The following is a 22,332-nucleotide window of genomic DNA, read 5'->3' as shown; positions in this document are numbered from 1 at the left end:
TGACCCGGGAGCCGCACCGACGCGGCCCGCCGGCTACCGGAAGGCGCGCTCGACGAGGTGGCGGTGCGCGGTCGCGTGGCGCTCGGGGGAGGCCGTGCCGGTCGTCGCGGCAGCGGGTGGCGTCACCGCACGCAGCGGCCGGCCGCCCAGCGCGGCGGGGAGGTGCCCGCGCAGGAACCGCCATGCGCCCTGGTTCTCCGGCTCCTCCTGGACCCACCGGACCTCGGCCCCGGCCGGGTAGCCCGACAGTTCGGCGGCCAGTTCCGGCAGCGGAACCGGGTACAGCCGTTCGATCCGGACGACGGCGGTGTCGGTGCCGCCCGTCCGCGCCCGCCGCGCCTCCAGGTCCCAGGCGAGCTTGCCGGAGCAGAGCAGGATTCGCCGGGTCGTCGCGCGGTGGGCGGCGGGGTCGCCGACCACCGCCCGGAAGTGGCCATCGGTGAGCTCCCGCACGCTGGAGGTCGCGTCCCGCAGGCGCAGCATCGACTTGGGGGTGAACACCACCAGCGGCCGGGGCTCGGGGGCGAGCGCCTGCCGGCGTAGCAGGTGGAAGTACGACGACGGCAGCGACGGCATCGCCACCGTCAGGTTGTCCTGCGCGCACAGCTGGAGGAAGCGCTCGACCCGCGCCGACGAGTGGTTGGGTCCCTGGCCCTCCAGCCCGTGCGGCAGCAGCAGGCAGAGGCCGGACCGCTGGCCCCACCGCTGTTCGCCGGCCGCGACGTACTCGTCGATGACGGTCTGCGCCCCGTTGGCGAAGTCACCGAACTGCGCCTCCCAGATGACCAGGGAGTCCGGGCGGGCCACCGAGTAGCCGTACTCGAAGCCCAGCACCGCGAACTCCGACAGCGGCGAGTCGTAGACGGCGTACCGGGCCTGGTCCGGGCTGAGCCGGGACAGCAGCGGGTGCTCCGCGCCGGTGCTCCGGTCGACCAGGACGTGGTGCCGCTGCGCGAACGTGCCGCGGCGGGAGTCCTCGCCGGTCAGTCGGACGGGCCGCCCGTCGAGCAGGAGCGAGCCGAACGCCAGCGTCTCGGCCATCGGCCAGTCGACGACACCGTCGACAGCCGTCGCCGCGCGCCGCTGGAGCTGCGCCGCCACGCGGGGATGGGGCTCGACGCCGGCCGGCAGTTCGGCGAGCGCCTGGGCGACGAGCTTGATGGTCTGGTCGTCGATCGCGGTGACCACCGGCGCGGCGGGCGCGGGCTCCGCCGGTGCCGCGTCGGGGACCGGCGTGGGGATCGGCGTGGGGACCGGTGCGGGGACGGCCCGTTCGAGCCGTTGCCGGTACCGCGTCCGCAGCGCCTCGGCCTCGGCGGTGGTGAGGTCGCCGCGGCGGACCAGCAGGTCGGTGTAGAGCGCGCGCACCGGCGGCCTGGCCTCGATGAGCCGGTACAGGTCCGGCTGCGTCATCGTCGGGTCGTCGCTCTCGTTGTGGCCGCGCCGCCGGTAGCAGACCAGATCGATGACGACGTCGCGGTGGAACGCCTGCCGGTACGCGAACGCCAGCCGGGCCACCCACGCGCACGCCTCCGGGTCGTCGGCGTTGACGTGCAGGACCGGCGCGTCGGCCGTGCGGGCGGCGGCGGTCGGGTAGGTGCCGCCGCGGGCGTCCGCGGGCGCGGTGGTGAAACCGATCTGGTTGTTGAGCACCACATGGATCGTGCCGCCGGTGCGGAACCCGCGCAGCCCGGACAGGTTGAGCGTCTCCGCGACGACGCCCTGGCCGGCGAACGCGGCGTCGCCGTGCAGCACCACCGGAAGCGGGTCGAACGGCCCGCCGGGGCGCGCGTCCTGCCGTCCCCGCGCGAAGCCCTCCACCACCGGGTAGACCGCCTCCAGGTGGGAGGCGTTGGGGAGGAGCGACAGCTCGGTCCGGCCGCCCGACGGCGAGACGAACGTCGTCCGCGCACCGAGGTTGTACTTCACGTCGCCGGCGATCGCGGCCGGTGCCGACTCGTGCCGGCCCTCGAACCGCCGGAGGAGTTCCTGGTACGGCAGGCCCAGAACGGTGGCCATCAGGGTGAGGCGGCCGCGGTGCGACATGCCCACCGCGACCTCGGCGAGCCCGGCGTCCGCCGCTGCGCCGAGGACCTCGTCGAGCAGCACGACCGCCGACTCGCCGCCTTCCAACGAGAACCGCCGCTGCCCCGGGTACCGCGTGTGCAGGAACAGCTCCAGCGACTCCGCGGCGGTGAGCCGGTCGAGGATGCGCAGTCGCCGCCCGCGATCGGGTCGGCGGGGGCGGCGATCGAGGGCCGTCTCGATCCACCGGCGTCGTTCCGGGTCGGCGAGGTGGGTGTACTCGACGCCGACGGTGCCGCAGTAACGGTCGCGCAGCGCGGCGAGAAGGTCGCGGAGCCGGGCCCGTGGCCGGCCGCCGACCCCCTCGGTGTCGACCGTGCTCCGCAGGTCCCACACGGCGAGGCCGTGGGCGGCCGGGTCGAGGTCGGCGTGGCCCGGACGTGGCCGCCGCAGCGGGTCCAGGTCCGCGGCCAGGTGCCCGTGCGCCCGGTAGGCCTCGATCAGGCGCGCGACGCGGACCGCGCGCCCGGAACCGGTCACCCGCCGGGCCGACCCCGGTGGCGGCCACCGCACCGGCTGGTGCGCGACTCCCAGCGACGCGAAGACGTCCCCGTAGAACCCGCCCTCGCCGAGCAGCGAGGCCTCGATCGCACGCAGGAGTTCGGCCGCCGCCGAGGCCTCGACGACCCGGCGGTCGAACGTCGCGGTCACCGTGAGCACGGGCCCGATGGCCGACGCGGCCAGGGTCCGCCGCGGGAGGCCCCGGTACCGCGCCGGAACCTCCACCGGGCCGACCGCGATCGTCGGGCCGGTGCCGGCACCGGCCGCCGGCCGGCCGTCGACCACGCGGAACGAGGCATTCCCGCCGGGTCGCGACCGGACCGCGTGGACGAGGGCGTGGCCGACCAGGTCGACGACCGACACCCGCCCGCGACCGGTGCCGCGGCGGTCGCGGTTGATGACGAACCGGTTCTCGGCGAGCAGCGTGGCGGGCACCTCCCGGACGACGGTCGCCAGGCACGGCGTGTCGAAGAAGCCGCGCCACGTCTCGTCCACCGATGCGGGATCCGCGAGGTAGTTCCGGTAGATCTCCTCGACCAGCCAGGCGTTGACGCCGAAGTCCTCGGCCGGCGACGGCGCGGAGGAGCTCACCACCCCGGCACCTCGACGACCAGCGCCGACCACGTGTACCCGCCGCCGATGTTGAGCACGACGCCGACGTCACCGGGCCGGTCGAGCGCCACCACGTGCAGGTCGGCCACGTTGGCGAGCACGTCCGAGCAGGCGAGGTGCCCGGTGCGGCGCTGCATGGGCAGCACCGGTGCGGGCGTCACCGTCGACAGCAGCGGCGCGTAGACGTGGCGGACGAGGGCCTCGCTCATGCGCGGCACGGCGACGCCGCGGATCCGGGCATCGTCCGGGGCCACACCGGCGTCGGCCAGGCTCTCCTCGATCACGCCGCGCACCGACTCCTCGGTGAGCTTCTCGAAGTCACGCAGCCCGTGGCGCATGAAGTACGCCTTCTTCGGCGCGCGCAGGTCGACGTCGCCGTTCATCCGCGCCGCCACCGTGGGCTCCAGCCCGGCCCGGTTCATCTCCTCCAGGTGCGGGGCGGTGCGGCTGCGGACGGCCCGCACCGCCAACGCGCCGGCCACGGGTCCGCGGCGCAGTACCGCCGCGGTGGCCGCGTCACCGTGCACGAAGCCGAAGTTGCCACGCCAGCGATCGAACCCCGGCGCCAGGAACCGGTCGCCGGCCGTGACCATGACGCTGCGGCCGGACCGGTCGGCGGCCAGCCACGGCGCGGCCAGCTCGACGGCGGCCATGACCGCGTTGCATCCCTGGTTGACACCGATGGGCAGGGCGGCGTCCGCGCCGATCCGGGCGGCGATGTGGTGGGCCGGGCTCCACATGTCCCAGCCCTGGTGCCACACGGAGCAGTGCAGCAGCAGCCCGACGTCCGGCCCCGACAGCCCCGCCGCGGTGAGCGCCCGCCGCGCCGCGGTCACCGCCAGGGCCGGCGGAGTCTCGTCCGGGTCGGCGATGTGGATGAGCTCCACGCCGAGCTCCTCCGCCGAACGGGCGTCGACGCGGCCGGCGGCGACGGCGTCGGTGGTGGTCTCGACGCCGCGCGGAAAGCAGGTGTTCGGGCCCGACAGCGCCAGGTCGAAGTCGATCCGCATCCAACGGCTCCGCTACCGGGCGGCGAGGCGGGCGGCGAGGCGGCCCGCGATCTCCCGCACCAGGCCTTCGGTGGGCGCGATCCGGTCGACGTCGGCGACCTCCGCCATGAGCTCGAACGCGTCGACGCCGGCGGCCCGGGCACACCCGGAGATGAGCGGGAAGAAGCTCGAATGCGTGCGGGTGACGGCACCCATCACCTGGTACACGCGGTCGTCGTGCAGGCGCGCCAGCGGGCGCACCACCGTTTCGCTGAGCTGAGCCAGGGCACGGTAGTCGTAGCCGCCGGCCGCGTCGTCGCGGACGATCGCCGCGAAGCACTCCGTGACGGCGTTTCCCGCACCGCGGCCGATGCCGTCGAGCGTCGTGTCGATGTACCTCGCGCCGGCGGCCGCGGCGGCGAGGGCGTTGGCGTTGGCCAGGCCGAGGTTGTCGTGGCCGTGGAAGCCGAGCGGGACGTCCAGCCGCTGGCCGACCGCGGCGACCAGGTCGCGGACCTCGTCGGGCAGGTAGGCGCCGGCCGAGTCGACCAGGTAGACCGCGTCCGCGCCGTACTTCTCGCACTGCTGGGCGGCGTCGCCGACTCCGTCCGCGTCGAGCACGTTCGTCTTCATGAGGTTGGCGAACGTCAGCAGGCCGAGCCCCTTGGCCGTCTCGACGAACCGTTCCGCCGGCGTGACGTCGGTGATGTCGACCCCGACCCGGACGAACCGCATGCCGGCGGCCGCGGCCCGGCGCAGGTGCGACAGCGTGGCGATACCGGGGATGCAGAACATGCCCCACGCCGCCCGCCGCAGGCCGGCGGCGAGTTCGAAGCAGCGCTCCTCCGGCACGAGCATCGGCTTGCCGAGTGCTCCGGCGGCACCGAGCCCGAGGCCGTGGCCCAGCTCGACGAGCCGGATGCCCGCCGCGTCCAGCCCCGTCAGGACCGCGTGGATGTCGCCTTCGGCGAACTGGAACCCGACGGCGTAACTGCCGTCCCGCAGCGTGCAGTCCATGACGTCGGCGGAGACCACCGCACCGCCCGCTGTCCGGATCCTCGATGCATCTGCCATTCCGCCGGAACCTACCGGCGCCCGCCGGTGCGGTCCGGCAGAACGACCCGGCAGATCCGGCGGCAGATTCGGGGCGAACCTGCCGCCGGCACGTTCGTGGAATGCCTTGCCCGGGCCCGATGCGCGACACCAGACTGCGGTGGACGCGAAGGGAGTGCTTGCGGATGACCGAGATCCTGACCGGGCACGATGTCAAAACCTATCGGGACAACGGGTTTCTCGTCGTCGAGGGGCTCGTCGGCGACGAGCTCGTCGACCGGGCGCGCGGCTTCGTGGACGCGTTGTTGGCGTCGGACGCGACTGACGGTGTGGGCGAGCCGGAGCCCGAGGATCCGGCGATGATCCGTCGGGTGTGGGCACCGACCAGCCGGGACCCGGTGTTCAACGAGATCGTGGAGTACCCCCCGCTGCTGGACGCGGTGTCCCAACTGGTCGGCGACGACGTCGAGTTCCAGTACTCCAAGCTGAACATCAAGGCGCCCCGGGTGGGCAGCGTCGTCGAGTGGCACCAGGACTTCGCGTACTACCCGCACACCAACACCGACCTGGTGGCCGTCCTCATCTACCTGGACGACGCCACCCGGGAGAACGCGTGCCTCAAGGTGGCGGCCGGCTCGCACCGCCTCGGGCTGCTCAGCCACGAGGTCGACGGCCACTTCCGGGGAAAGATCGCCACCCTGGCCGGGGTCGGCGTGGACGAGTCCTCGGTCGTCGACTGCGAGGCGCCGGCCGGTACGGCCATCTTCCTGCATCCGTTGCTGGCGCACGCATCGGAGAAGAACATCTCGGATCGCTACCGTCGCGCGTTCATCCCCTCCTACCGCAGCGCCGACGCGTTCCCGGTGTACTACGGCCCGCGCGCCGCGCACAACGAGCCCAACGCACGGCTGCTGCGCGGCCGACCGGCGAAGGTCGCGCGGTGCGAGAGCGGCCACTGGCGGCTGCCCATCGCCGAGGCGGAGTTCAACTCGCTGTACGAGGTGCAGGAGGGCGCGCATCTGCGGTCGGGCGGCCACAAGTCGTCGACGGGGTACTTCTCGCACGAGGTCGCTCCGACCCCGGCCTAGCCACCGCCGTCCACCGCCGCCGGCCGGGCGGCGACCGAAGGAGTACCGCCGTGGTCCTGCGCCACACCGGAACGATCCCGGTGCCGTTCCGCGGGGCGCGCGCGGGAACGCACCCGTTGACGTGGGGGCAGAAGGACATCTACCGGGCGTGGAGCCACCAGACGCCGCACGCGGCGTTCTTCAACGTGCGCACCATGCTGCCGGTGCCCGCCGGCACCACGCTGTCGCAGGTCCGCGCCGCCGTCCGATGGCTGGTGGAGGAGTACGAGTCGCTGCGCACGACCTGCCCCACGCGTCCGGCGGGCGGCCTGTACCAACGCGTCCGCCGCGAGGGCGTGCTGCCGCTGGCCGTCGTCGCGGCGGACGGCTGGAACGGCGACCCGGACGCGCCCTTTCCCGGGTTCGGGACGGAGTTCCGGCCCGCCGACGATTTCCCGCTGCGGGTCGCCGTCGTCACCGCGAACGACGCTCCGGCGTGGGTCGTCCTCGAACTGTCGCACCTGAGCGTCGACCTGACCGGGGCACGCCTGGTGCGGCGGGCTTTGACAGGCCGGCTGAGCGGTGTCCGCGACCAGGCGCCGGTGGAACGGCCGCCGGTGGAGCGGTCGCCGGTGGAGCGGTACCAGCCGGCCGACCGCGCCGCCGACGAGGCGACCCCGGCCGCGGCGGCGCTTCACCGCAGGGCCGTCGGCTACCTGCGTGGCGTCCTCGACCCCGCGATGGTGCCGACGTTCGGCGCGGCGGACCTCGGCTCCGCGCCGTCCGGGCCGCGCCCCCGGACCCGGATGCGCTCGCCGGCCCTCGGCGCCGCGGTGGGGGTGCTCGCCGCGCGGCACGCGGTCACGGCCGCCCAGGTGTACCTGGGCCTCCTGGCGGTCGTCGTGGGCACCCTGTCCGGCCGGACGGCGTGCGTGCTCAACACGGTCGCGTCCAACCGGTGGATCTCGCGCGGCGTCGACTACGTCGGCACGCTCAACCAGTACGCGCCGATGGCCGTCGACCTGGCGGACGCCGACCTGCCGACGGTCCTGCGGCGGGCGCAGGTGGCCAGCCTCGACGCCTTCAGCAACGCCCTCTACGACATGGACGACCTCGTCGACGGTGGGCTGGCCACGCTGCTGGACCAGGTCGACTGCGTGGTCAACAACGTGCACCGGTCGGCCCCTGCGGCGCCGGTCCCACCGGACGGCATTCCCGCGCTGCGCGCGCACACCGACGTCACCGAGGCGCCGCTACTCGGCTCGGCGCCGCCGCACGTGCGGCGCGCCGTCCACCTGTCCGTGGCGGGCACCGGGGCCGCGCCCGAGCTGTTGTTGAGCGTCGACCCGCGACTGGTCGGCGCGACGAACCCGGCCGACGTGCTGGCCGCCGTCGAAGCCGCGGCCGTGGCGGAGGCGACCCGGCCGCCGGAGGGCGGCCGCCCGGCGCTCGCCCTGATGGAGAAGGCACTCGGCAGCCGGACGCCGGCGCGGTGACACCGGTCGTGAACGGAGGACGGGCATTGGCACAGACCGCAGAGCGCGGCGACCGGCGGTTGGCCGCGCTGCCGCAGCACCTGCAGACCGAGATCGGGCGGGTGGTCGGGTGGCTTGCCCCCACGGCGTCCTGCGTCGTCTCCGGTTCCCTGATCGAGGGCATCGGCAACGCCAGCTCCGACCTGGACCTGTACGTGATCAGCGAGGACGGCTCGCCCGGGCGGAGCACCACCATCGGTCTGCGCGGGTCGCACTACGTCGACTGCGAGTACCTGAAGCTGGTCGAGCTGGAGCAGCTCGGCGAGCGGGTGGAGCGGCAGGACTGGCACGACGTCGTCGACCACAGCCTCAAGGACATCGACCGGTACTACCGGCTCGCCATCGGGGTGCCGGTGCGGGTGACGCCGGCCGTCGCCCGGGCCCTCGCCGGTCTCAGCCCGGCGTGCGCCGCCACCGCGCTGGCCCGGCACGCGACCTACCGCGCCTTCGAGCAGCTGGCCCGGTCCGCGCTCGCCGCGGCGACCGGGGCCGGTCAGGAGGCCGAACTTCTGCTGCGCGAGGCGATCCAGTGGCGGTCGACCGCCACGCTCGCCGAGGACGGCGAGGCGTACCCGTCGCTGAAGTGGGCCGGGGAGAAGGCGGCCCGTCGCCACGGCCGGGACTCGGCGCGGTTCCGGGAGCTGGTCGACGGTTTTCTGCGCCCCACCGGCGCGCTCGACGGTCGCATCCACCAGCTGCGGGCGGCGCTGGCCGTGCACCCGGACCTGGCCGAGGCGCTGGACTCCCGGTCGTGCCGGCTCGCGGCCGGCGTCCGGCTGGTCGAGACCGGCGACACGGCGCACCTCATCAAGGGCCGGGACTCGATCGTGCCGGTGGCCGGCCCCACGACGGCGCTGTGCCGGCAGCTCGCCGAGGGCCGGTCCTGGCGGGAGGCGACGGACCCGGTCGGCCGGTCGCTGCGGCTGCCGCCCGTCGAGGTCCGTACCGCCATGTGGGCGGAGACGAGGCAGCTACGCGCGCAGGGGTTCCTGTCCTGACGGCGTCCAATCAACAGAACGGATCGACATGAACGACAAGCTGGCCGGGTGCCTGGCGGCCCTCAACGAGGTCTTCGACGCGAGCGTCGACCCCGACCAGGGCTTCTACAGCCTGGGCGGTAACTCGCTGCACGCCCTTCAACTCGCCGTCCGGATCAAGGAGCTGACCGGCGTCGAGGTCGAGATCTTCGACATGGTGAACGCGACCAGCCTGGATCGGTACTTCCGGCACACCGTCGGCGGATGAGGGCGGGCGTCCGGCTCGTGTTCGACCACCCCGTCATGTCGCTCGCGGATGACCTGGCCGAGGTCTACGCCGCGCACGGCCACCGACTCGCACTCACCGGGGGAGCCACCCGGGACTTCCTCCTGGGCAAGCGCCCGCACGACTTCGACTTCGTCAGCGACGCGGACCCGGCCGACAGCGAACGGATCCTGACCGGATGGGCCGGGAACGCCACCCGCAGCCCGAACCGCTTCGGCGTCGTCAGCGCGACCGTCGACGGCCTGAAGCTGCAGATTCTCACGTTCCGCAGTCCGCGCGACTGGTGTCCGGACTTCGACCCGGCCCGGCTGTACGACGACCCGCTGCTCAACCAGTTGCTGTGCGCCGACGTCACCATCAACTGCGCGACCGTGGTGCTGCCCGGACGCCGGTACATCGACCCGCTCGGCGCGGAGGCCGACATCGCCGCCCGGATCCTGCGGCCGCCGATCGATCCGCACGTCGCCATCGCCGGCAACCCGCACACCATGGTCCGGTACGCCCGCTTCGCCGCGGAGCTGGGCTTCGACGTCGACCCCGACGTGAAGGCGGCGATGAGGGACCTCGCCGGCACCATCGCACCCGACTTCAGCTGGAGCGTGATCGTGTCTTTGAGCAGGATACTCACCGCACCCGACCCGGCGGCCGGCATCACACTGCTGGCCGAGACCGGACTGCTCGACCACTTTCCCGAGCACTGGCGCGCCCGGCTGGCCGGGCGATGACGGCGGCCGCCGAACCGCTGCTGTCCTGGCTGCGGCGGATGCGACGGACGAACGTGGTTCAGGAGATCCTCTGGATCCACCACTTCGACCTCGACGGCGCCGTCGCCGCCGGGCAGCTCGAACTGGCCTGGCGGGCGCGGTCGAACCTGATCGTCTTCGGCGTCGAGCTGGCTCTGCACGGCCGCGGCGTCTATCCGCCGGGCGCCGCCGACTACGTCGAGGAGGCTCTCGTCGTGCTGCGGTGCCTCGCCGGGGCCGATCCGGCGCTCGCCGCCGAGGCGTGGGACCTGCTGCTGCGTCCCGCGCCGGCCGACGAGGAGGGCCTGCGCCGGGAGATCGCCGCCGCCCGGCACTTCCTCGAGCACCGATTGGCCGTGCCGGCGGCGCTGTCCCGCGACGAGGCCATCCGGGCCTGGGCCGACGGCCTCAAGCTGCTCCGCGACGTCGGGCGCGACCTGGGCATCGGCGGCTCCGACGACTGGTACCTGCCCGAGGACGGCCCGGCCGGCGAGCAGATCGGGTGGTACGACGAGGTGATCCGCACCATCGACCGGCACCGGGCCGCCCCCGCATGACCGACGACAGAGGGGTGACGTCGGGGCCCGTCCCAGCTTCCGGCGACGTGTCGATCGTCGGCGGGCTGCCTAACGTCACTGCGGTGGGTGCGGCGGCGGAGTGGGACGGGGCAGCGGTCCCGATCGAACAGATCTGGCTCGCGGCGCTGGGTGACCTGGCGGAGAGCCACCCGGGCCTGTCCGGCACCGGCTTCCTCGACCTCGGCGGCGACAGCCTCCGCGCGGCGCGCTTCTCCGCCGCGCTGTACCGCGACACCGGCACCAGAGTGCCGGTCCGGTGGCTCGTGGCGGACAACGCGTCGCTGGACGAGGTGCGCGCGCGGCTGCGGGCCGAGATCCCGCGGGCCGCCCCGTCGACCCGGCCACCGGACCGGTTGCCGTTGACCCCGGCGCAGCACCGGCTGCTGCTGCTCCACCGGATGCACGGCGGCCTGCCGGAGTACAACGTGGTCAGCGCCGTCACCGTCCGGGGCCGGGTGGGCCCGGACCGGCTGGAGGACGCCCTGTCCCGTGCGGTGCGCCGGCATCCGGCGCTGCGCACCAGGATCCGCGTCGACGCCGACGAGCCGTGGCAGGAGGTGCTCGCCGATGCCCCGGTGCGGCCGCGGGTCGTGGCCGTCGACCGGCACACGTCGTTCGACGGGCAGGTCCGCCGCGAGATCAGCCGCCTGCAACGGATGCCGTTCGACCTCGACCGGGCGCCGCTGCACACGCTCTCCGTGTTGTCCGACCCGGCGTCGGACACGACGGCTCTCGTCTTCGCCGCCGACCACCTGATCGCCGACCAGCACTCCGTCGAGCTGCTGTGGGCGGAGCTGCTCGGGCGACCGCGCACCGACCGGCCGGTCGACGAGTACCACGCCGCGGTCGAGCGACGGATCCGGGCACACGTCGACGCCCGACCGGAGGACCTCGCCTACTGGCGCGGGCACGTGGCCTCGCCGCAGCCGCTGCGCCTGCCGTTCGGCGGCACGCCGCCGCGGACGCCGACGTTCCGTGGGGTCACCGCGGTGCGGCACCTCGACGAGGCCACCTGGTCGGCCCTGGCGACGGTCTGTCGTCAACACGGACTCCGCCGCTCGCCGGTGCTCCTCGCGGCCCTGGCCGCCGTCCTGTGCAGCTGGTCCGGTGACGGGAGTGTCGTGGTCGGCGTGCCGGTCGACGGCCGGCGGTCGCTGGCGGACACCGACGTCGTCGGGTTCTTCGTCGACACCCTGCCGCTCACCGTGGCGGTCGACGGTGACCGCCGGCTCGGGGACCTCGCGGCGGGCTGCCACGACGCGCTCGTCGCCGCGATGCGACACGGCGCGGTGGACTTCGAAACGGTGGTGCGTCAGGCAGGCCCGGCCGGCCGCAACGGCCGAAACCCGGTCTTCCAGGCGTGGTTCAACGACCTGAGCGGCGCCGAGCAGCCCCTGCCGGCCGAGTGCGGCGACGTCGAGCGGGTCCGGGTACCCGACCCGCCCGCGCTGTTCGACGTCGGCCTCTACGTCTATGCCGGTCGCGGCGGCGGCATCGACCTCTCGACCAGCTGCGCGGCGGACCTGTTCGGCCGGGACGTCGCCGGGCACCTCGCTGCGGCGGTCGCCCACGTGGTGGCGGCGTTCGTCGGGCGGCCCACGGCCGCGATCGCCGACGCGCTGCCGACCGGCCGCCTCCCGACGCTGGTCGCCCCGCGCGCCGTCGACGTGGCGGACCTGGTGGAGCGTTTCCTCGCCGTCGCCCGCGCCGAGCCGGAACGTCCGGCGCTGACCGGCGCCGGCGGGGTGACCACATACGGCGAGCTGAGCAGACGGGTGACCGCGCTGGCGGACCGGCTGCGCGCGTCGGTCGACGCCGGCCGACCCGTGGGGACCGTGGCCCGGCGGGCTCCGGCGCTTGCGGTGGCGATCCTCGCCGGGTGGTCGGTCGGCCGACCACCGGTGCTCCTGGACGCCCGCCTGCCGGGCGGCCTGCGCTCGGCCGTGCTGCGCGCGGTGGGTGCGGACCACGAGCTCGACCTGCGGGCGCCGGAGCCGGTCCTGAGCCGCCTGGCAGCGGCCGGACCGCGGCCGGACCCGGCACCGGCCGGTCCGATCGCCCACGTGCTGACCACGTCGGGGACGACCGGTGAGCCGAGGTCCGTCGCCGTACCGGGGCGGTCGGTGGCCGCCGCCCTCGTGGAGCAGGCGGAGCATCTCGGCGTCGGTCGCGACGACCGGTTCGTGGCCCTGGCCGGACCGGGACACGACCCGATCCTCCGCGAGCTCGTCATGCCCCTCGTGCTCGGCGCGACGGTCGCGGTGCCGGACGACGCGACCGTCGCCGACCCCCGCCGCCTGCTGGCGTTCATCCGGGAGCGCCGGGTCACCGTGCTGCAGCTGACCCCCGCACGCGCGGCCCTGCTCACCGCCGCAGCCGACGGGCAGGGGCTGCCGCACGTGCGGCTCGTCGTCACCGCCGGTGGGGAGCTGACCGGGGACCTCGCGGCCCGCCTCGGCACGCTGTGTCCGAATGCCCGCATCGGCAACGGGTACGGCCTCACCGAGGTACCGCAACTCAGCGGCCTTCACCTCCGGTCCCCGGCGGACCGGGGCGGGGTCCCCGTCGGGACCGGTTGCGGGGCCAGGCGGCTCGTCGTGTTGCGCGGCTCCCGGCCCGCCGCGGTGGGCCAGCTCGGCGAGATCGGCGTGCTGGAGCCCTACCCGCCGGTGCTCGTCACCGGTGAGCGGCTCCGCTCGGTGACACCTGACGGCAGCCCGGTCCCGGCGGTGCTCACCGGCGATCTGGGTCGGCTGCGCCCCGACGGTCTGGTGGAGTGGGCCGGCCGGGCGGACCGGCAGTTCGACATCGACAGCCACCGGATCGAGCCGGCCGCCGTCGAGCGGCTGCTCGCCGACGACCCGGCGATCTCGGCGGCGGTCGTGGGCCGGTCACCGGCGGGGGCGCTCGTCGCCTATGTGACCGTGGCCGACGACGCGCTCCGCGACGGTGACGCCGAGCGGTACCGGGCGGTGCCCGCGAGGCTCGCGGACCGGCTGCCGGCGTGGTCGGTGCCGGAGACGCTCCACGTCGTACCGCACCTGGTCCTGGACCACAACGGCAAGCCCGACGTCGCCGCGACGGCCGCGCTCGCCGAGCCCGCGCCGACGACCGGCGCTGCCGCCGGGGCGATCGAACGGACGATTGAACGGACGATCGAGGACATCCTGGCCCGGCACCTGCCCACCGGCGCCGCGCTGCCCCACGACGTCAACTTCTTCGAACTCGGGCTGGACTCCGCGGCAATGATCCGGGTGCACCGCGAGCTGCACCGGGTCGGGTTCCCGGAGCTGGAGCTCGTCGAGCTCTTCTGGGCGCCGACCGTCGCGGACCTGGCCGGGCGGCTGCGTGCCGGCGCGCAACCGGCCGCACCCACGCGCGGTCGCCGCGGCCCTGCGATCCGCCGTCGCGCCGAGACCGAGGAGGGCCGTCGTTGACCCCGCCGTTGGAGCCCATCGCCATCGTCGGCATGTCGGCGCGGATGCCCCAGGCCGTCGACCTCGACCGGTACTGGCAGAACCTGGTCGACGGACGCGAGTGCGTCACCGACCTCACCGCGGAGGAGCTGCGCGACCGCGGTGAGACCGCCGCGCGACGCGACCACCCCGGCTACGTCAGCCGCTGCCCGATTCTGCCGGGCATGGAGGACTTCGACGCGGACTTCTTCGGGATGACGCCCCGCGAGGCCGAGCTCCGCGACCCCCAGCACCGGTTGTTCCTGGAGGCCTGCCACGGCGTCCTCGAAAACGCCGGGTACGACCCGGACGGGTTCCCCGGCGACATCGGCGTGTTCGCCAGCGGCAACGTCAACCGGTACCTCGACCTCCACCTGCGCCGGCACCCCACGCTGGCGCACGCGGTGGGCGAGCTCGCGATCGAGACCGGCAACCATCCGAGCTACCTGTCCAGCTTCGCGTCCTACAAGCTCGGCCTGCGCGGTCCGAGCCTGACGGTGGCCACCGCCTGCTCCAGCTCGTTGGTGGCCGTGCACCTGGCGAGCCAGGCGCTGCGGGCCGGCGAGTGCGACCTGGCCATCGCCGGGGGAGTGCAGGTGGAGTGGCCGTACGGCGTCGGCTACATCCATCTGCCGGGCGGCATCCTCTCCGCGGACGGTCGCTGCCGACCGTTCGACGCCGACGCGTCCGGCACGATATCGGGCAACGGGGTGGGCGCGGTCCTGCTCAAGCGGCTCAGCGACGCGGTCGCCGACCGGGACTCGATCTACGCGGTCGTGGCCGGCTCGGCGGTCAACAACGACGGGTCGAGCAAGGTCGCGTTCAGCGCGCCGAGCGTCGCCGGCCAGGCGGCCTGCATCGTGAACGCGCTCGACGCGTCGGGGCTGACCCCGGCCGACATCTCGTACGTGGAGGCACACGGCACCGCGACGGCGATCGGCGACCTGATCGAGATGAAGGCGCTCGCCGAGGCGTTCGGCGCCTTCCCGGCCGACCTTCCGGAGGGTGGTTGCCGGATCGGCTCGGTGAAGTCGAACATCGGCCACCTGGGCGCGGCGGCGGGCATCGCGGGCCTGATCAAGACCGTGCTCGCGCTGCATCACGGCCGGCTGCCGGCGACGGTGAACTTCTCCCGGCCGAACCCGGACCTCAAGCTGCCGGACACCCCGTTCACGGTGCAGGACGCGCTGACGCCGTGGCCGGATTCCGGCCGGTCGCGGCACGCCGGGGTCAGCTCCTTCGGCATCGGCGGCACCAACGCCCACGTCGTCCTCTCCGCGGCGCCCGACCGGCCCGCGCGGCCGGCCGCCGACGAGCGGCCCAGGCTGCTGCTGACGTCGGCCCACACGCCGGAGGCCCTGGCGTCGAGCCACCAACGGCTGCTGGCCCACCTCGCGTCGGCGGAGCACGACCCGCGCGACGTCGTGCGCACCCTGGCGACCGGGCGACGCACGCTGCGGTGGCGTGGCGCGATGGTGCTCGATCCGGCGCCGGGTCCGGTGACCACAGGCGCGGACCCCGGCGACGCGAGGTCTCCGGGCCTGCTGGCGTTCATGTTCCCCGGCCAGGGCAGCCAAGTGGTGCGGATGGGCGCCGGCCTGCACCGGTGGAACGACGCGTTCCGGGAGACCTTCGACACCCGGCTGCCCGTGGTGTCCGACCTGTTGGGCGTCGACCTCCGTCGACTGTGGACGGACGGCACGCCGGCGGAGCTCGGCGAGACGGCCGTGAGCCAGGCGCTCGTCTACCTGGTCGAGGTGTCCGCGGTGGCCGCCCTGCGCGCCGCGGGCGTGACACCGGACATCGTGATGGGGCACAGCCTCGGTGAGATCGCGGCGGCGGAGACCGCCTCCGTGTTCACCGCTGACGACGCGCTGCGCCTGGTGGCCGAGCGGGCCGCCGCGATGGCCGACGCGCCGCGCGGCCGGATGCTGGCCGTGTCGGCCTCGGCGGGCGAGGTCGCCGACCTGATCCGCGACGGCGTCGCGCTGGCGGCGGTCAACTCCGACCGACAGGTGGTGCTCACCGGCGGCGAGGAGGCCATGGCGCGGCTGGGTGAGCGGCTCGCCGCCGAGGGCCGGGCCGGCCGCTGGTTGCCGACGTCCCACGGCTACCACAGCGAGCTGATGGCGCCGGCGGCGGCGCGCGTCCGGCAGTTTCTCCGGTCCCGGACGATCTCCGCGCCGGCCGTCGAGTTCGTGTCGACGGTCACCGCCCGGGTCGAGAACGGGGACCTGTCCACTCCCGACTACTGGGCCGACCAGATGCTCCGGCCGGTGCGCTTCGCCGGCGCCGTGGACACCCTCGCCGGCCGGGACACGGTGACCCTGATCGAGGTCGGCCCCGGCGACACCCTGACCCGGCTGGTGCGCGCCGCCCGCCGGAAGCGGCTGCGTGCCGTGCCCCTGCTGCCGCGGTCGTCGGACACCGCCGCCGAGTTCGCCGGCTACCTGGCGGCGCTCGGCGCGCTGTGGCGGGCCGGACACCCGCTGGACCGGGCGAGCCTGGTCGAGGCGGACTCGTTCCGGGTGGCGTTGCCCGGGGTCCCGCTGATCCGCCGCCGCGCCTTCGTCGACCCGCCGGGCGAGGATCCCGAGTCGCGGGCCGAGTCGCGGGCCGAGCCGCAGAACGAGCCGCAGAGCGAGTTGCCGGTCGCGGTCGCCGGTCCGCCAGCGCCGGCCGGCCCCACCGTCCACGAGGTGACCTGGACCGGCGTCCCGCCGTCCGGCGCGGATCTGGCGCGCCCACCGCGGGTCTTCCAGCCGCGGCCGGCGTTGGCGCTCCTCTCTGGTGACCGCGCGGCCGACGACCTGCTCGTCACCGCGCTCCAGCGCGCCGGGTACCGGCCGGCCCTGGTCTACCCGCGCGGTGCCGGCACGCGGGGCGCCCACACCGTCGACGTCACCGACCGCGACGCGGTGTTCGCACTCGTCGAGGAGCTCGCCCGGACCCGCCGGCTGCCGGCGACCGCCGTCCACGGTCCGCTGATGAGCACCCAGCCGGACCACGACACCGACCTGCGCCGCGGGACCTATGCCCTGCTGTGGCTGGTGCAGGCGGTTCAGCGATGGCGCGCCGAGGCCGGGCTGACGGAGTGGCGGCTCGTGGTGCTCACCCGCCACGGCGCCGACGTGACCGGTTCGGAGCCGCTGTCGCCGGCCCGGGCGATGGTGAGCGGCCTGCTCCACACGCTGGCACTGGAGACCGAATCCGTCCACTGTGGACTGATCGACGTCGGCGACCGGGTCACCCGCGACCAGCTGGCCGCCTGCCTCGCCGCGACGGCGCCGGAGGGCCTGCCGCAGATCGCCGTGCGCCCCGGCGGGGTGTGGGCACCGGCACTGCGTCCGCTGGCCCTCGACGCCGACCGCCGCGCCGTGCCCGGCGGGCTGCGCCACCGCGGCGTCTACCTGATCACCGGCGGCCTGGGCGGGCTCGGCGCCGCCGCCGCCCGCGCGATCGCCGGCACGGGTACGCAGCCGCGCCTCGCACTGCTGGGCCGCACCGCCGGCGCCTCCCCGGCGGACCTGGACCTGGTGGACGAGCTGGCGGCGGCCGGCGCCGACGTGCGGCAGTACGCGGCCGACGTCGCCGATCCCGGACAGCTCGCCGCGGCGGTGGAAGACCTGCGCACGCGGTTCGGCCCGGTCAACGGTGTGCTGCACGCGGCGGGGGTGGCCGGCGGCGGGTTACTGGAGCTGCGCACCGCCGCGCAGGTCGACGCGGTCATCCGTCCCAAGGTCGACGGCGCGCGCAACCTGCACCGGCTGCTGGCCGGCCACGACCTCGACTTCGTCCTGCACTTCGGCAGCCGCGCCGCGCTCACCGGCCTCGCCGGCAGCGGCGACTACGCCGCGGCGAACGCCTTCCTCAACGCGTTCGCCGCCCGGCAGGCCGGCACGGACACGCGGGTGACCACGGTGAACTGGCCCAGTTGGGCCGAGGTCGGGATGGCGGCCCGGAGCGCGCGTCCGGTCGATGCCGCCGCCGAGGTGCGACGGACGCTGACCGGACAGGAGTGGTTCCTCGCCGAACACCGCGTCGACGGCCGGCCGGTGCTGCCCGGCGCCGCCTACGTCGATCTCGTCCTCGGGGCCGCCGCGCAGCGGCTGGCGCGGGCGGACGGCGCCGCGACGGTGATCCGCGACCTCGTCCTGCTGTCCCCGCTCGCGGTGCCGGCGCCGACGGTCGTCGCCGTCGAGCTGCGGCCCGCCCGCGACGGCCACCGCGACGGCCACCGCGCCGTCGTCCGGTCCCGGCCGGCCGACCGGCCGGAGTGGGCCGAATGGACGGAGCACGCGACCTGCACCGTCGCCGGCAGCGACGAGGAGCCGGCGCACCGGGACCTCGGCGACCTCTACGACCGGCTCCGCGACGGTGTCGGTGAGCGGCCCACCACCTCCGGGCTCGTCGACTTCGGCCCGCACTGGTCGAACGTCGTCCGGGCGGCCACCTCGCCCGACGAGGCGGTGCTGGAACTGTCGTTGCCGGACGACTACCGCGACGAGGTCGACGCCCACCCGTCCCACCCGGCCCTGCTCGACAACGCGACGTCGGTGATCCGCCCGTCCGGAGCCGCTCCGATGCTGCCCTACCTGTATGCGGAAGCGGTGTTCTTCCGGACCGTGCCCGCCGACGTGGTCGTCGTGGCGCGACGCCGGCCGGACGCTCCCGGCGGCACCTGCCGCGGCGACGTGGACCTCTACGACCGCCGGGGCAGGCAGGTGGCCCGGATCACGGGCTTCACGATGCGTGCGACAGACCCGGCCGCCGTCGCGAGGCAGCAGGCACCCGACCCCACCTCCGGCCGCGACTGGCTGAGCGTCGAGGAGGGCACCGCGTTGCTGCTGCGGCTGATGCACGCGGACCTGCCCGCCGCGGTCGCCGTGGGCGGGGCGGACGGCGAGGTCGCGCCGCGCGGACGGCGCCCGCTCGCGGGCCGGTCCGGCGGGCGTCCGCCGGGCCCCGGCGACCGGCCGACCCCCACGGCGGCGGCTCCGGTTGCGGTTGCGGCTGCGGCGGCGTCCCCGCAAACGGTTCCGCCGGCCGGTGGCGACACCGAGCAGCGGCTACGCACGCTGTGGGCGGACATCATCGGGCGGGTGGAGTTCGGGTCGGACGACGACTTCTTCGACGTCGGAGGCGACTCCGTCGCCGTCGTCCAGCTCGTCGCCAGGATCCGCGAGACCTTCGGCGTGGAGCTGGGCGTCGGCGCCGTCTTCGAGTCCAGCACGCTGCGGACGCTGACCGACGAACTCGAACGGCTGACCGGTCGGTGACCGACGCGGCACTCGTCCCGATCGGCGCGGAGTGGGCGCTCTGGCCGGTGACCGCCCTGCGCAGTGCCGGATGGCCGGCGCGGCTCGTGCTGGAGCTCGCCGACACCGGCACCGCGGCCGGGGCCGCCGACCGCCCGGCCAGCGACGGCCGGGCCAGCGCGGGCCGGGCCAGCGACCGCCTCGCGGCGATTGTCCGCACGCCGCGCTTCCGCGAGGCGGTGACGTGGCAGAACCTGCCGCTGATGAGCAACTGGCTGGCCGACTACGCGGCCCGCCTCGCGCACGGGCCGGCGCCGTTGCGCCACCGCCGCAAGCGGGAGATCCAGCTGGCCCGCTACGTCCAGCGGTACACGGTGAAGAACGACACCATCGGCTTCTTCGGCCCGATCGCCTGGGGTCGGTTGGCGCCCGACGACCCCGGCGTCGTCTCCGTTCACGGCGGCGGCGCCGAGGCGAGCCGCAGCGTGCACTTCGAGGCGTGGGCGATCGAGCGCCTGGCCCGGCGGTGGAGCGGTGACCCGGACATCCGTGCCCACCTGTGCCCGACGCGGGACCCGTCGGCGGTCCTGCTGCCCGACCGGCTGGTGCTTCCCCGTCGCCGCCCGGTGCGGCTCGACGCGGAGGAGCATGCCGTGCTGCTCCACTGCGACGGCCGGAGCACGCCGGAGCAGGTGCTGCGCCGGGTGCGGGAGTCCCATCCGGCGCTGGGGTTCGCCTCGGTGCTGGAGATCCGGTCGATCCTCGCCCGGCTGGTCGAGCGGGGCGGCGCCCGGTGGACGCTCGACCTGCCGCTCGACGACCTGATGGAGACGGCCCTGGCCGACCGGCTGCGCGCACTGCCTGACAGCCCGGCGAGGACCCGCTACCTGGACCGGTTGGCGGCGCTCGACCGCCGGCGACGGCACCTGGCGACGACCCGCGCGCCGGAGGAGCTGGCCGAGCGGCTCACCGGGCTCACGACGCTCGTCGAGGAGCTCACCGCCGCGCCGGCCTGGCACGGGAAACTGACCCGGCCCGACGGCCGGGGAGTGGTGTGGATGGACACGGTCGTCGACCGCGACGTCCGGCTGGGCGGCGGTGCGATCGCCGAGCTGGCCCGTCCGCTGGAGCTGCTGCTGCGCTGCTGCCGGTGGATCACGTGGCGGGTGGCGGAGGAGACGCGCGCCGCCGCCGCGGCGGTACTGGGCCGCGAGGGCAGCCGGCTGCCCGTCGCCATGCTGCTCGCGGAGCTCGCGCCGGAGCTGTCCCCGCGGTCCAGCGGCCTGCTCACCCGGGTCGTCCGGGAGCTGCAGGCGCGCGTCGCGAAGATCCTCGGCGCGGGGAGCGGGGAGCGGGAGCAGCGCGTGCGGTCCGGGACGATCGCGGACGCCTGGACCGACGCGTTCGGGGCGCCCGGACCGGGATGGACCGCCGCCCGGATCCACAGCCCCGACGTCATGCTCGCCGCGGCCGGCGAGGACGCCGCCAACCGGGGCGACTTCCGGTGGGTCATCGGCGAGATCCACGTCGCGGTGAACACGTTGGACAACCGGGTGTTCGTCCGCAACCAGGCGCATCCGGGCCAGATCGAGGCGCTCGTCGCCCGGACGTTCGACCACGGGCGGCGGTTCGTGCCCGCGTTCCCCACGCACTGGCCGGGCATCAGCGCCCGCGGGTACCCGCCGCTGACCGTCGACGTGCCGGACCGGTTCGTGTACTGGTCGCTGGAGCCGCAGGACGTGCTGCCGGCCGACGTCCCCCGGATTCCCGTGGCGCGCCTGGAGGCCGTCGCCCGAGACGGCGACGTCGTCGTCGTGGACCACCACGGCGACCCCGTCGCACCCTTCGTCGAGTTCATCGGCGAGCTGCTGTCGTTCCTGGTCGGAAACGCGTTCCACCCCTTCGCGCCGGCGCCGTACACGCCGCGCGTCGTCATCGACCGGGTCGTCGTCAACCGGGAGACGTGGCGGCTGACCGCCGCGCGGATGCTCACCGGCGTACCGGCGGCCGGCGGCGAGCGTCGGCTCGTCGCCAACCTCAGGGCCGGTGGCCTGTGCCGGTTCGTGTTCGTCTGGGTTCCCGGTGAGCGCAAGCCGGTCTTCTGCGACCTCGACAGCGGGCTGCTGGTGGGGAACGTGCTGCGGCTGGTCCGCCGGCTGCCGCCCGAGGCCGAGGTCAGGTTCCAGGAGATGCTGCCCGACTTCGGCGGGCTGTGGCTCTGCGACCCGCGGCGGGACCGCTACACCAGCGAATTCCGGATGGTGGCGGTCGACGGTCGGCCCGGGGCGGTGACATGACCGACACCTTCGCACCGGACCTGCTCGGCGGCGCGGTCGCGGTGGTGACCGGCGGCGCGTCGGGGATCGGTCGCGGCATCGCGGAACGGTTCCGGCGCCACGGATGCGACGTGGTCATCACCGGACGCGAACCGGGCCGGCTCGAAGAGGCGTGCGCCACCATCGACGACGGACCCGGCGGGCGGTGCGACTGGTACGCCTGCGACGTCCGGGACGAGGCCGGGATCGCGGAGCTGGCCGCCTTCGTCCGGAACCGGTACGGCGCCGCCACGGTGCTCGTCAACAACGCCGCGGGGAACTTCAGGATGCCCGCCGAACGGATGACCCAGCGGGCGTTCCGCACCGTCGTCGACATCGACCTCGTCGGCACGATGCTGGTCACCCGCGCGTTCGTCGGCGCGATGATCGAGCGGTCGTCCGGCGTGGTGCTCAACGTCGTCGTCCCCGAGGCGGAGCGGGGATTCCCCGGCTACAGCCACGCCGGCGCGGCGAAGGCGGGCATCGTGTCGCTCACGCGTAGCTGGGCGCGGGAGTGGGGCCCGTACGGCGTGCGGGTGAACGCGATCGGCCCGGGACCGGTGCGGACCGCCGGTGTGACGACCAACATGCTGGGACTGTCCGAAGAGGACAGTCACCGCGCGTTCGCCGATTCGCCGCAACGGATCCCGCTCGGCCGCACCGGCACCCCGGACGACATCGCGCTGGCCGCGACGTTCCTCTGTTCGCCCGCAGCCGGCTGGATCACCGGTGCGAACCTCACCGTCGACGGTGGCCTGCACGTGGCATGAGGCCGGTCACTGGAAGAGGTGACGTGCGCGCCGCCGGAGCATTTTGAAGGATCGTGTAGGACCTCCCGCTGTGCGACTGCGCGAGGCGAGCAGTTGACCATCTCCCGC

13 protein-coding genes are annotated in these 22,332 nt (G+C 74.7%); 10 read left to right on the top strand and 3 right to left on the bottom strand.

Features of this window, described 5'->3' with window-relative positions:
• Positions 1-33 precede the first annotated feature (33 nt).
• From Vau01_RS48635 to Vau01_RS48625, 3 genes are read right to left on the bottom strand one after another with little or no spacing between them, the layout of a single operon-like run.
• A complete protein-coding gene (locus Vau01_RS48635; protein ID WP_204007754.1) occupies positions 34-3,180 on the bottom strand; it encodes a multifunctional oxoglutarate decarboxylase/oxoglutarate dehydrogenase thiamine pyrophosphate-binding subunit/dihydrolipoyllysine-residue succinyltransferase subunit in 3,147 nt (1,048 codons plus the stop codon).
• Positions 3,174-4,208 carry a ketoacyl-ACP synthase III family protein gene (locus Vau01_RS48630; RefSeq protein ID WP_204007753.1) on the bottom strand — a complete coding sequence of 345 codons (1,035 nt, stop codon included), beginning with the start codon at positions 4,206-4,208 and terminating at the stop codon, positions 3,174-3,176. The genes Vau01_RS48635 and Vau01_RS48630 overlap by 7 nt, the downstream gene beginning before the upstream one ends.
• A 12-nt stretch (positions 4,209-4,220) precedes the next feature.
• Entirely contained in the window at positions 4,221-5,261 is a 1,041-nt protein-coding gene (locus tag Vau01_RS48625; RefSeq protein WP_204007752.1) for a hydroxymethylglutaryl-CoA lyase-like TIM-barrel protein, read from the bottom strand.
• A 164-nt stretch (positions 5,262-5,425) separates the two neighbouring features.
• Between Vau01_RS48625 and Vau01_RS48620 the strand changes: the two genes are divergently transcribed.
• From Vau01_RS48620 to Vau01_RS48575, 10 genes are read left to right on the top strand one after another with little or no spacing between them, the layout of a single operon-like run.
• Positions 5,426-6,328 (top strand): phytanoyl-CoA dioxygenase family protein, encoded by a 903-nt coding sequence (locus tag Vau01_RS48620; RefSeq protein ID WP_204007751.1) that lies wholly within the window; start codon positions 5,426-5,428, stop codon positions 6,326-6,328.
• Positions 6,329-6,378: 50 nt separating this feature from the next.
• Positions 6,379-7,803 (top strand): condensation domain-containing protein, encoded by a 1,425-nt coding sequence (locus Vau01_RS48615; RefSeq protein WP_204007750.1) that lies wholly within the window; start codon positions 6,379-6,381, stop codon positions 7,801-7,803.
• 26 nt (positions 7,804-7,829) lie between these two features.
• Entirely contained in the window at positions 7,830-8,840 is a 1,011-nt protein-coding gene (locus Vau01_RS48610; protein ID WP_204007749.1) for a hypothetical protein, read from the top strand.
• A gap of 28 nt (positions 8,841-8,868) precedes the next feature.
• Positions 8,869-9,087, top strand: coding sequence for an acyl carrier protein (locus Vau01_RS48605; RefSeq protein WP_204007748.1), 219 nt, complete (start codon positions 8,869-8,871; stop codon positions 9,085-9,087).
• Complete coding sequence (locus Vau01_RS48600; protein ID WP_204007747.1) at positions 9,084-9,830, top strand: tRNA nucleotidyltransferase/poly(A) polymerase family protein; 747 nt, start codon at positions 9,084-9,086, stop codon at positions 9,828-9,830. The genes Vau01_RS48605 and Vau01_RS48600 overlap by 4 nt, the downstream gene beginning before the upstream one ends.
• Complete coding sequence (locus tag Vau01_RS48595; protein WP_204007746.1) at positions 9,827-10,405, top strand: hypothetical protein; 579 nt, start codon at positions 9,827-9,829, stop codon at positions 10,403-10,405. The genes Vau01_RS48600 and Vau01_RS48595 overlap by 4 nt, the downstream gene beginning before the upstream one ends.
• Entirely contained in the window at positions 10,402-13,863 is a 3,462-nt protein-coding gene (locus tag Vau01_RS48590) for a condensation domain-containing protein (protein ID WP_204007745.1), read from the top strand. The genes Vau01_RS48595 and Vau01_RS48590 overlap by 4 nt, the downstream gene beginning before the upstream one ends.
• Positions 13,860-19,160, top strand: a complete 5,301-nt coding sequence (locus Vau01_RS48585; protein ID WP_204007744.1) for a type I polyketide synthase — start codon at positions 13,860-13,862, stop codon at positions 19,158-19,160. Before Vau01_RS48590 ends, Vau01_RS48585 begins: the two co-directional genes overlap by 4 nt.
• On the top strand, positions 19,157-21,436 hold the full coding sequence (locus Vau01_RS48580) for a lantibiotic dehydratase (RefSeq protein ID WP_204007742.1): 2,280 nt from the start codon (positions 19,157-19,159) through the stop codon (positions 21,434-21,436). Before Vau01_RS48585 ends, Vau01_RS48580 begins: the two co-directional genes overlap by 4 nt.
• Positions 21,433-22,224 (top strand): SDR family oxidoreductase, encoded by a 792-nt coding sequence (locus tag Vau01_RS48575; RefSeq protein ID WP_204007740.1) that lies wholly within the window; start codon positions 21,433-21,435, stop codon positions 22,222-22,224. The genes Vau01_RS48580 and Vau01_RS48575 overlap by 4 nt, the downstream gene beginning before the upstream one ends.
• Positions 22,225-22,332 lie beyond the last annotated feature (108 nt).

Origin of the sequence: Virgisporangium aurantiacum (assembly GCF_016863635.1) — a bacterium.
Lineage (GTDB): Bacteria > Actinomycetota > Actinomycetes > Mycobacteriales > Micromonosporaceae > Virgisporangium > Virgisporangium aurantiacum.
The sequence above is the reverse complement of the archived record's forward strand: the minus strand, read 5'-3'. Positions and strand labels throughout refer to the sequence as shown.

Excerpts from the sequence above, each read along its gene's own strand:
- Vau01_RS48630 (WP_204007753.1), bottom strand. The coding sequence starts at position 4,208 with ATGCGGATCGACTTCGACCTGGCGCTGTCGGGCCCGAACACCTGCTTT.
- Vau01_RS48625 (WP_204007752.1), bottom strand. The coding sequence starts at position 5,261 with ATGGCAGATGCATCGAGGATCCGGACAGCGGGCGGTGCGGTGGTCTCC.
- Vau01_RS48620 (WP_204007751.1), top strand. The coding sequence starts at position 5,426 with ATGACCGAGATCCTGACCGGGCACGATGTCAAAACCTATCGGGACAAC.
- Vau01_RS48605 (WP_204007748.1), top strand. The coding sequence starts at position 8,869 with ATGAACGACAAGCTGGCCGGGTGCCTGGCGGCCCTCAACGAGGTCTTC.
- Vau01_RS48600 (WP_204007747.1), top strand. The coding sequence starts at position 9,084 with ATGAGGGCGGGCGTCCGGCTCGTGTTCGACCACCCCGTCATGTCGCTC.
- Vau01_RS48595 (WP_204007746.1), top strand. The coding sequence starts at position 9,827 with ATGACGGCGGCCGCCGAACCGCTGCTGTCCTGGCTGCGGCGGATGCGA.
- Vau01_RS48590 (WP_204007745.1), top strand. The coding sequence starts at position 10,402 with ATGACCGACGACAGAGGGGTGACGTCGGGGCCCGTCCCAGCTTCCGGC.
- Vau01_RS48575 (WP_204007740.1), top strand. The coding sequence starts at position 21,433 with ATGACCGACACCTTCGCACCGGACCTGCTCGGCGGCGCGGTCGCGGTG.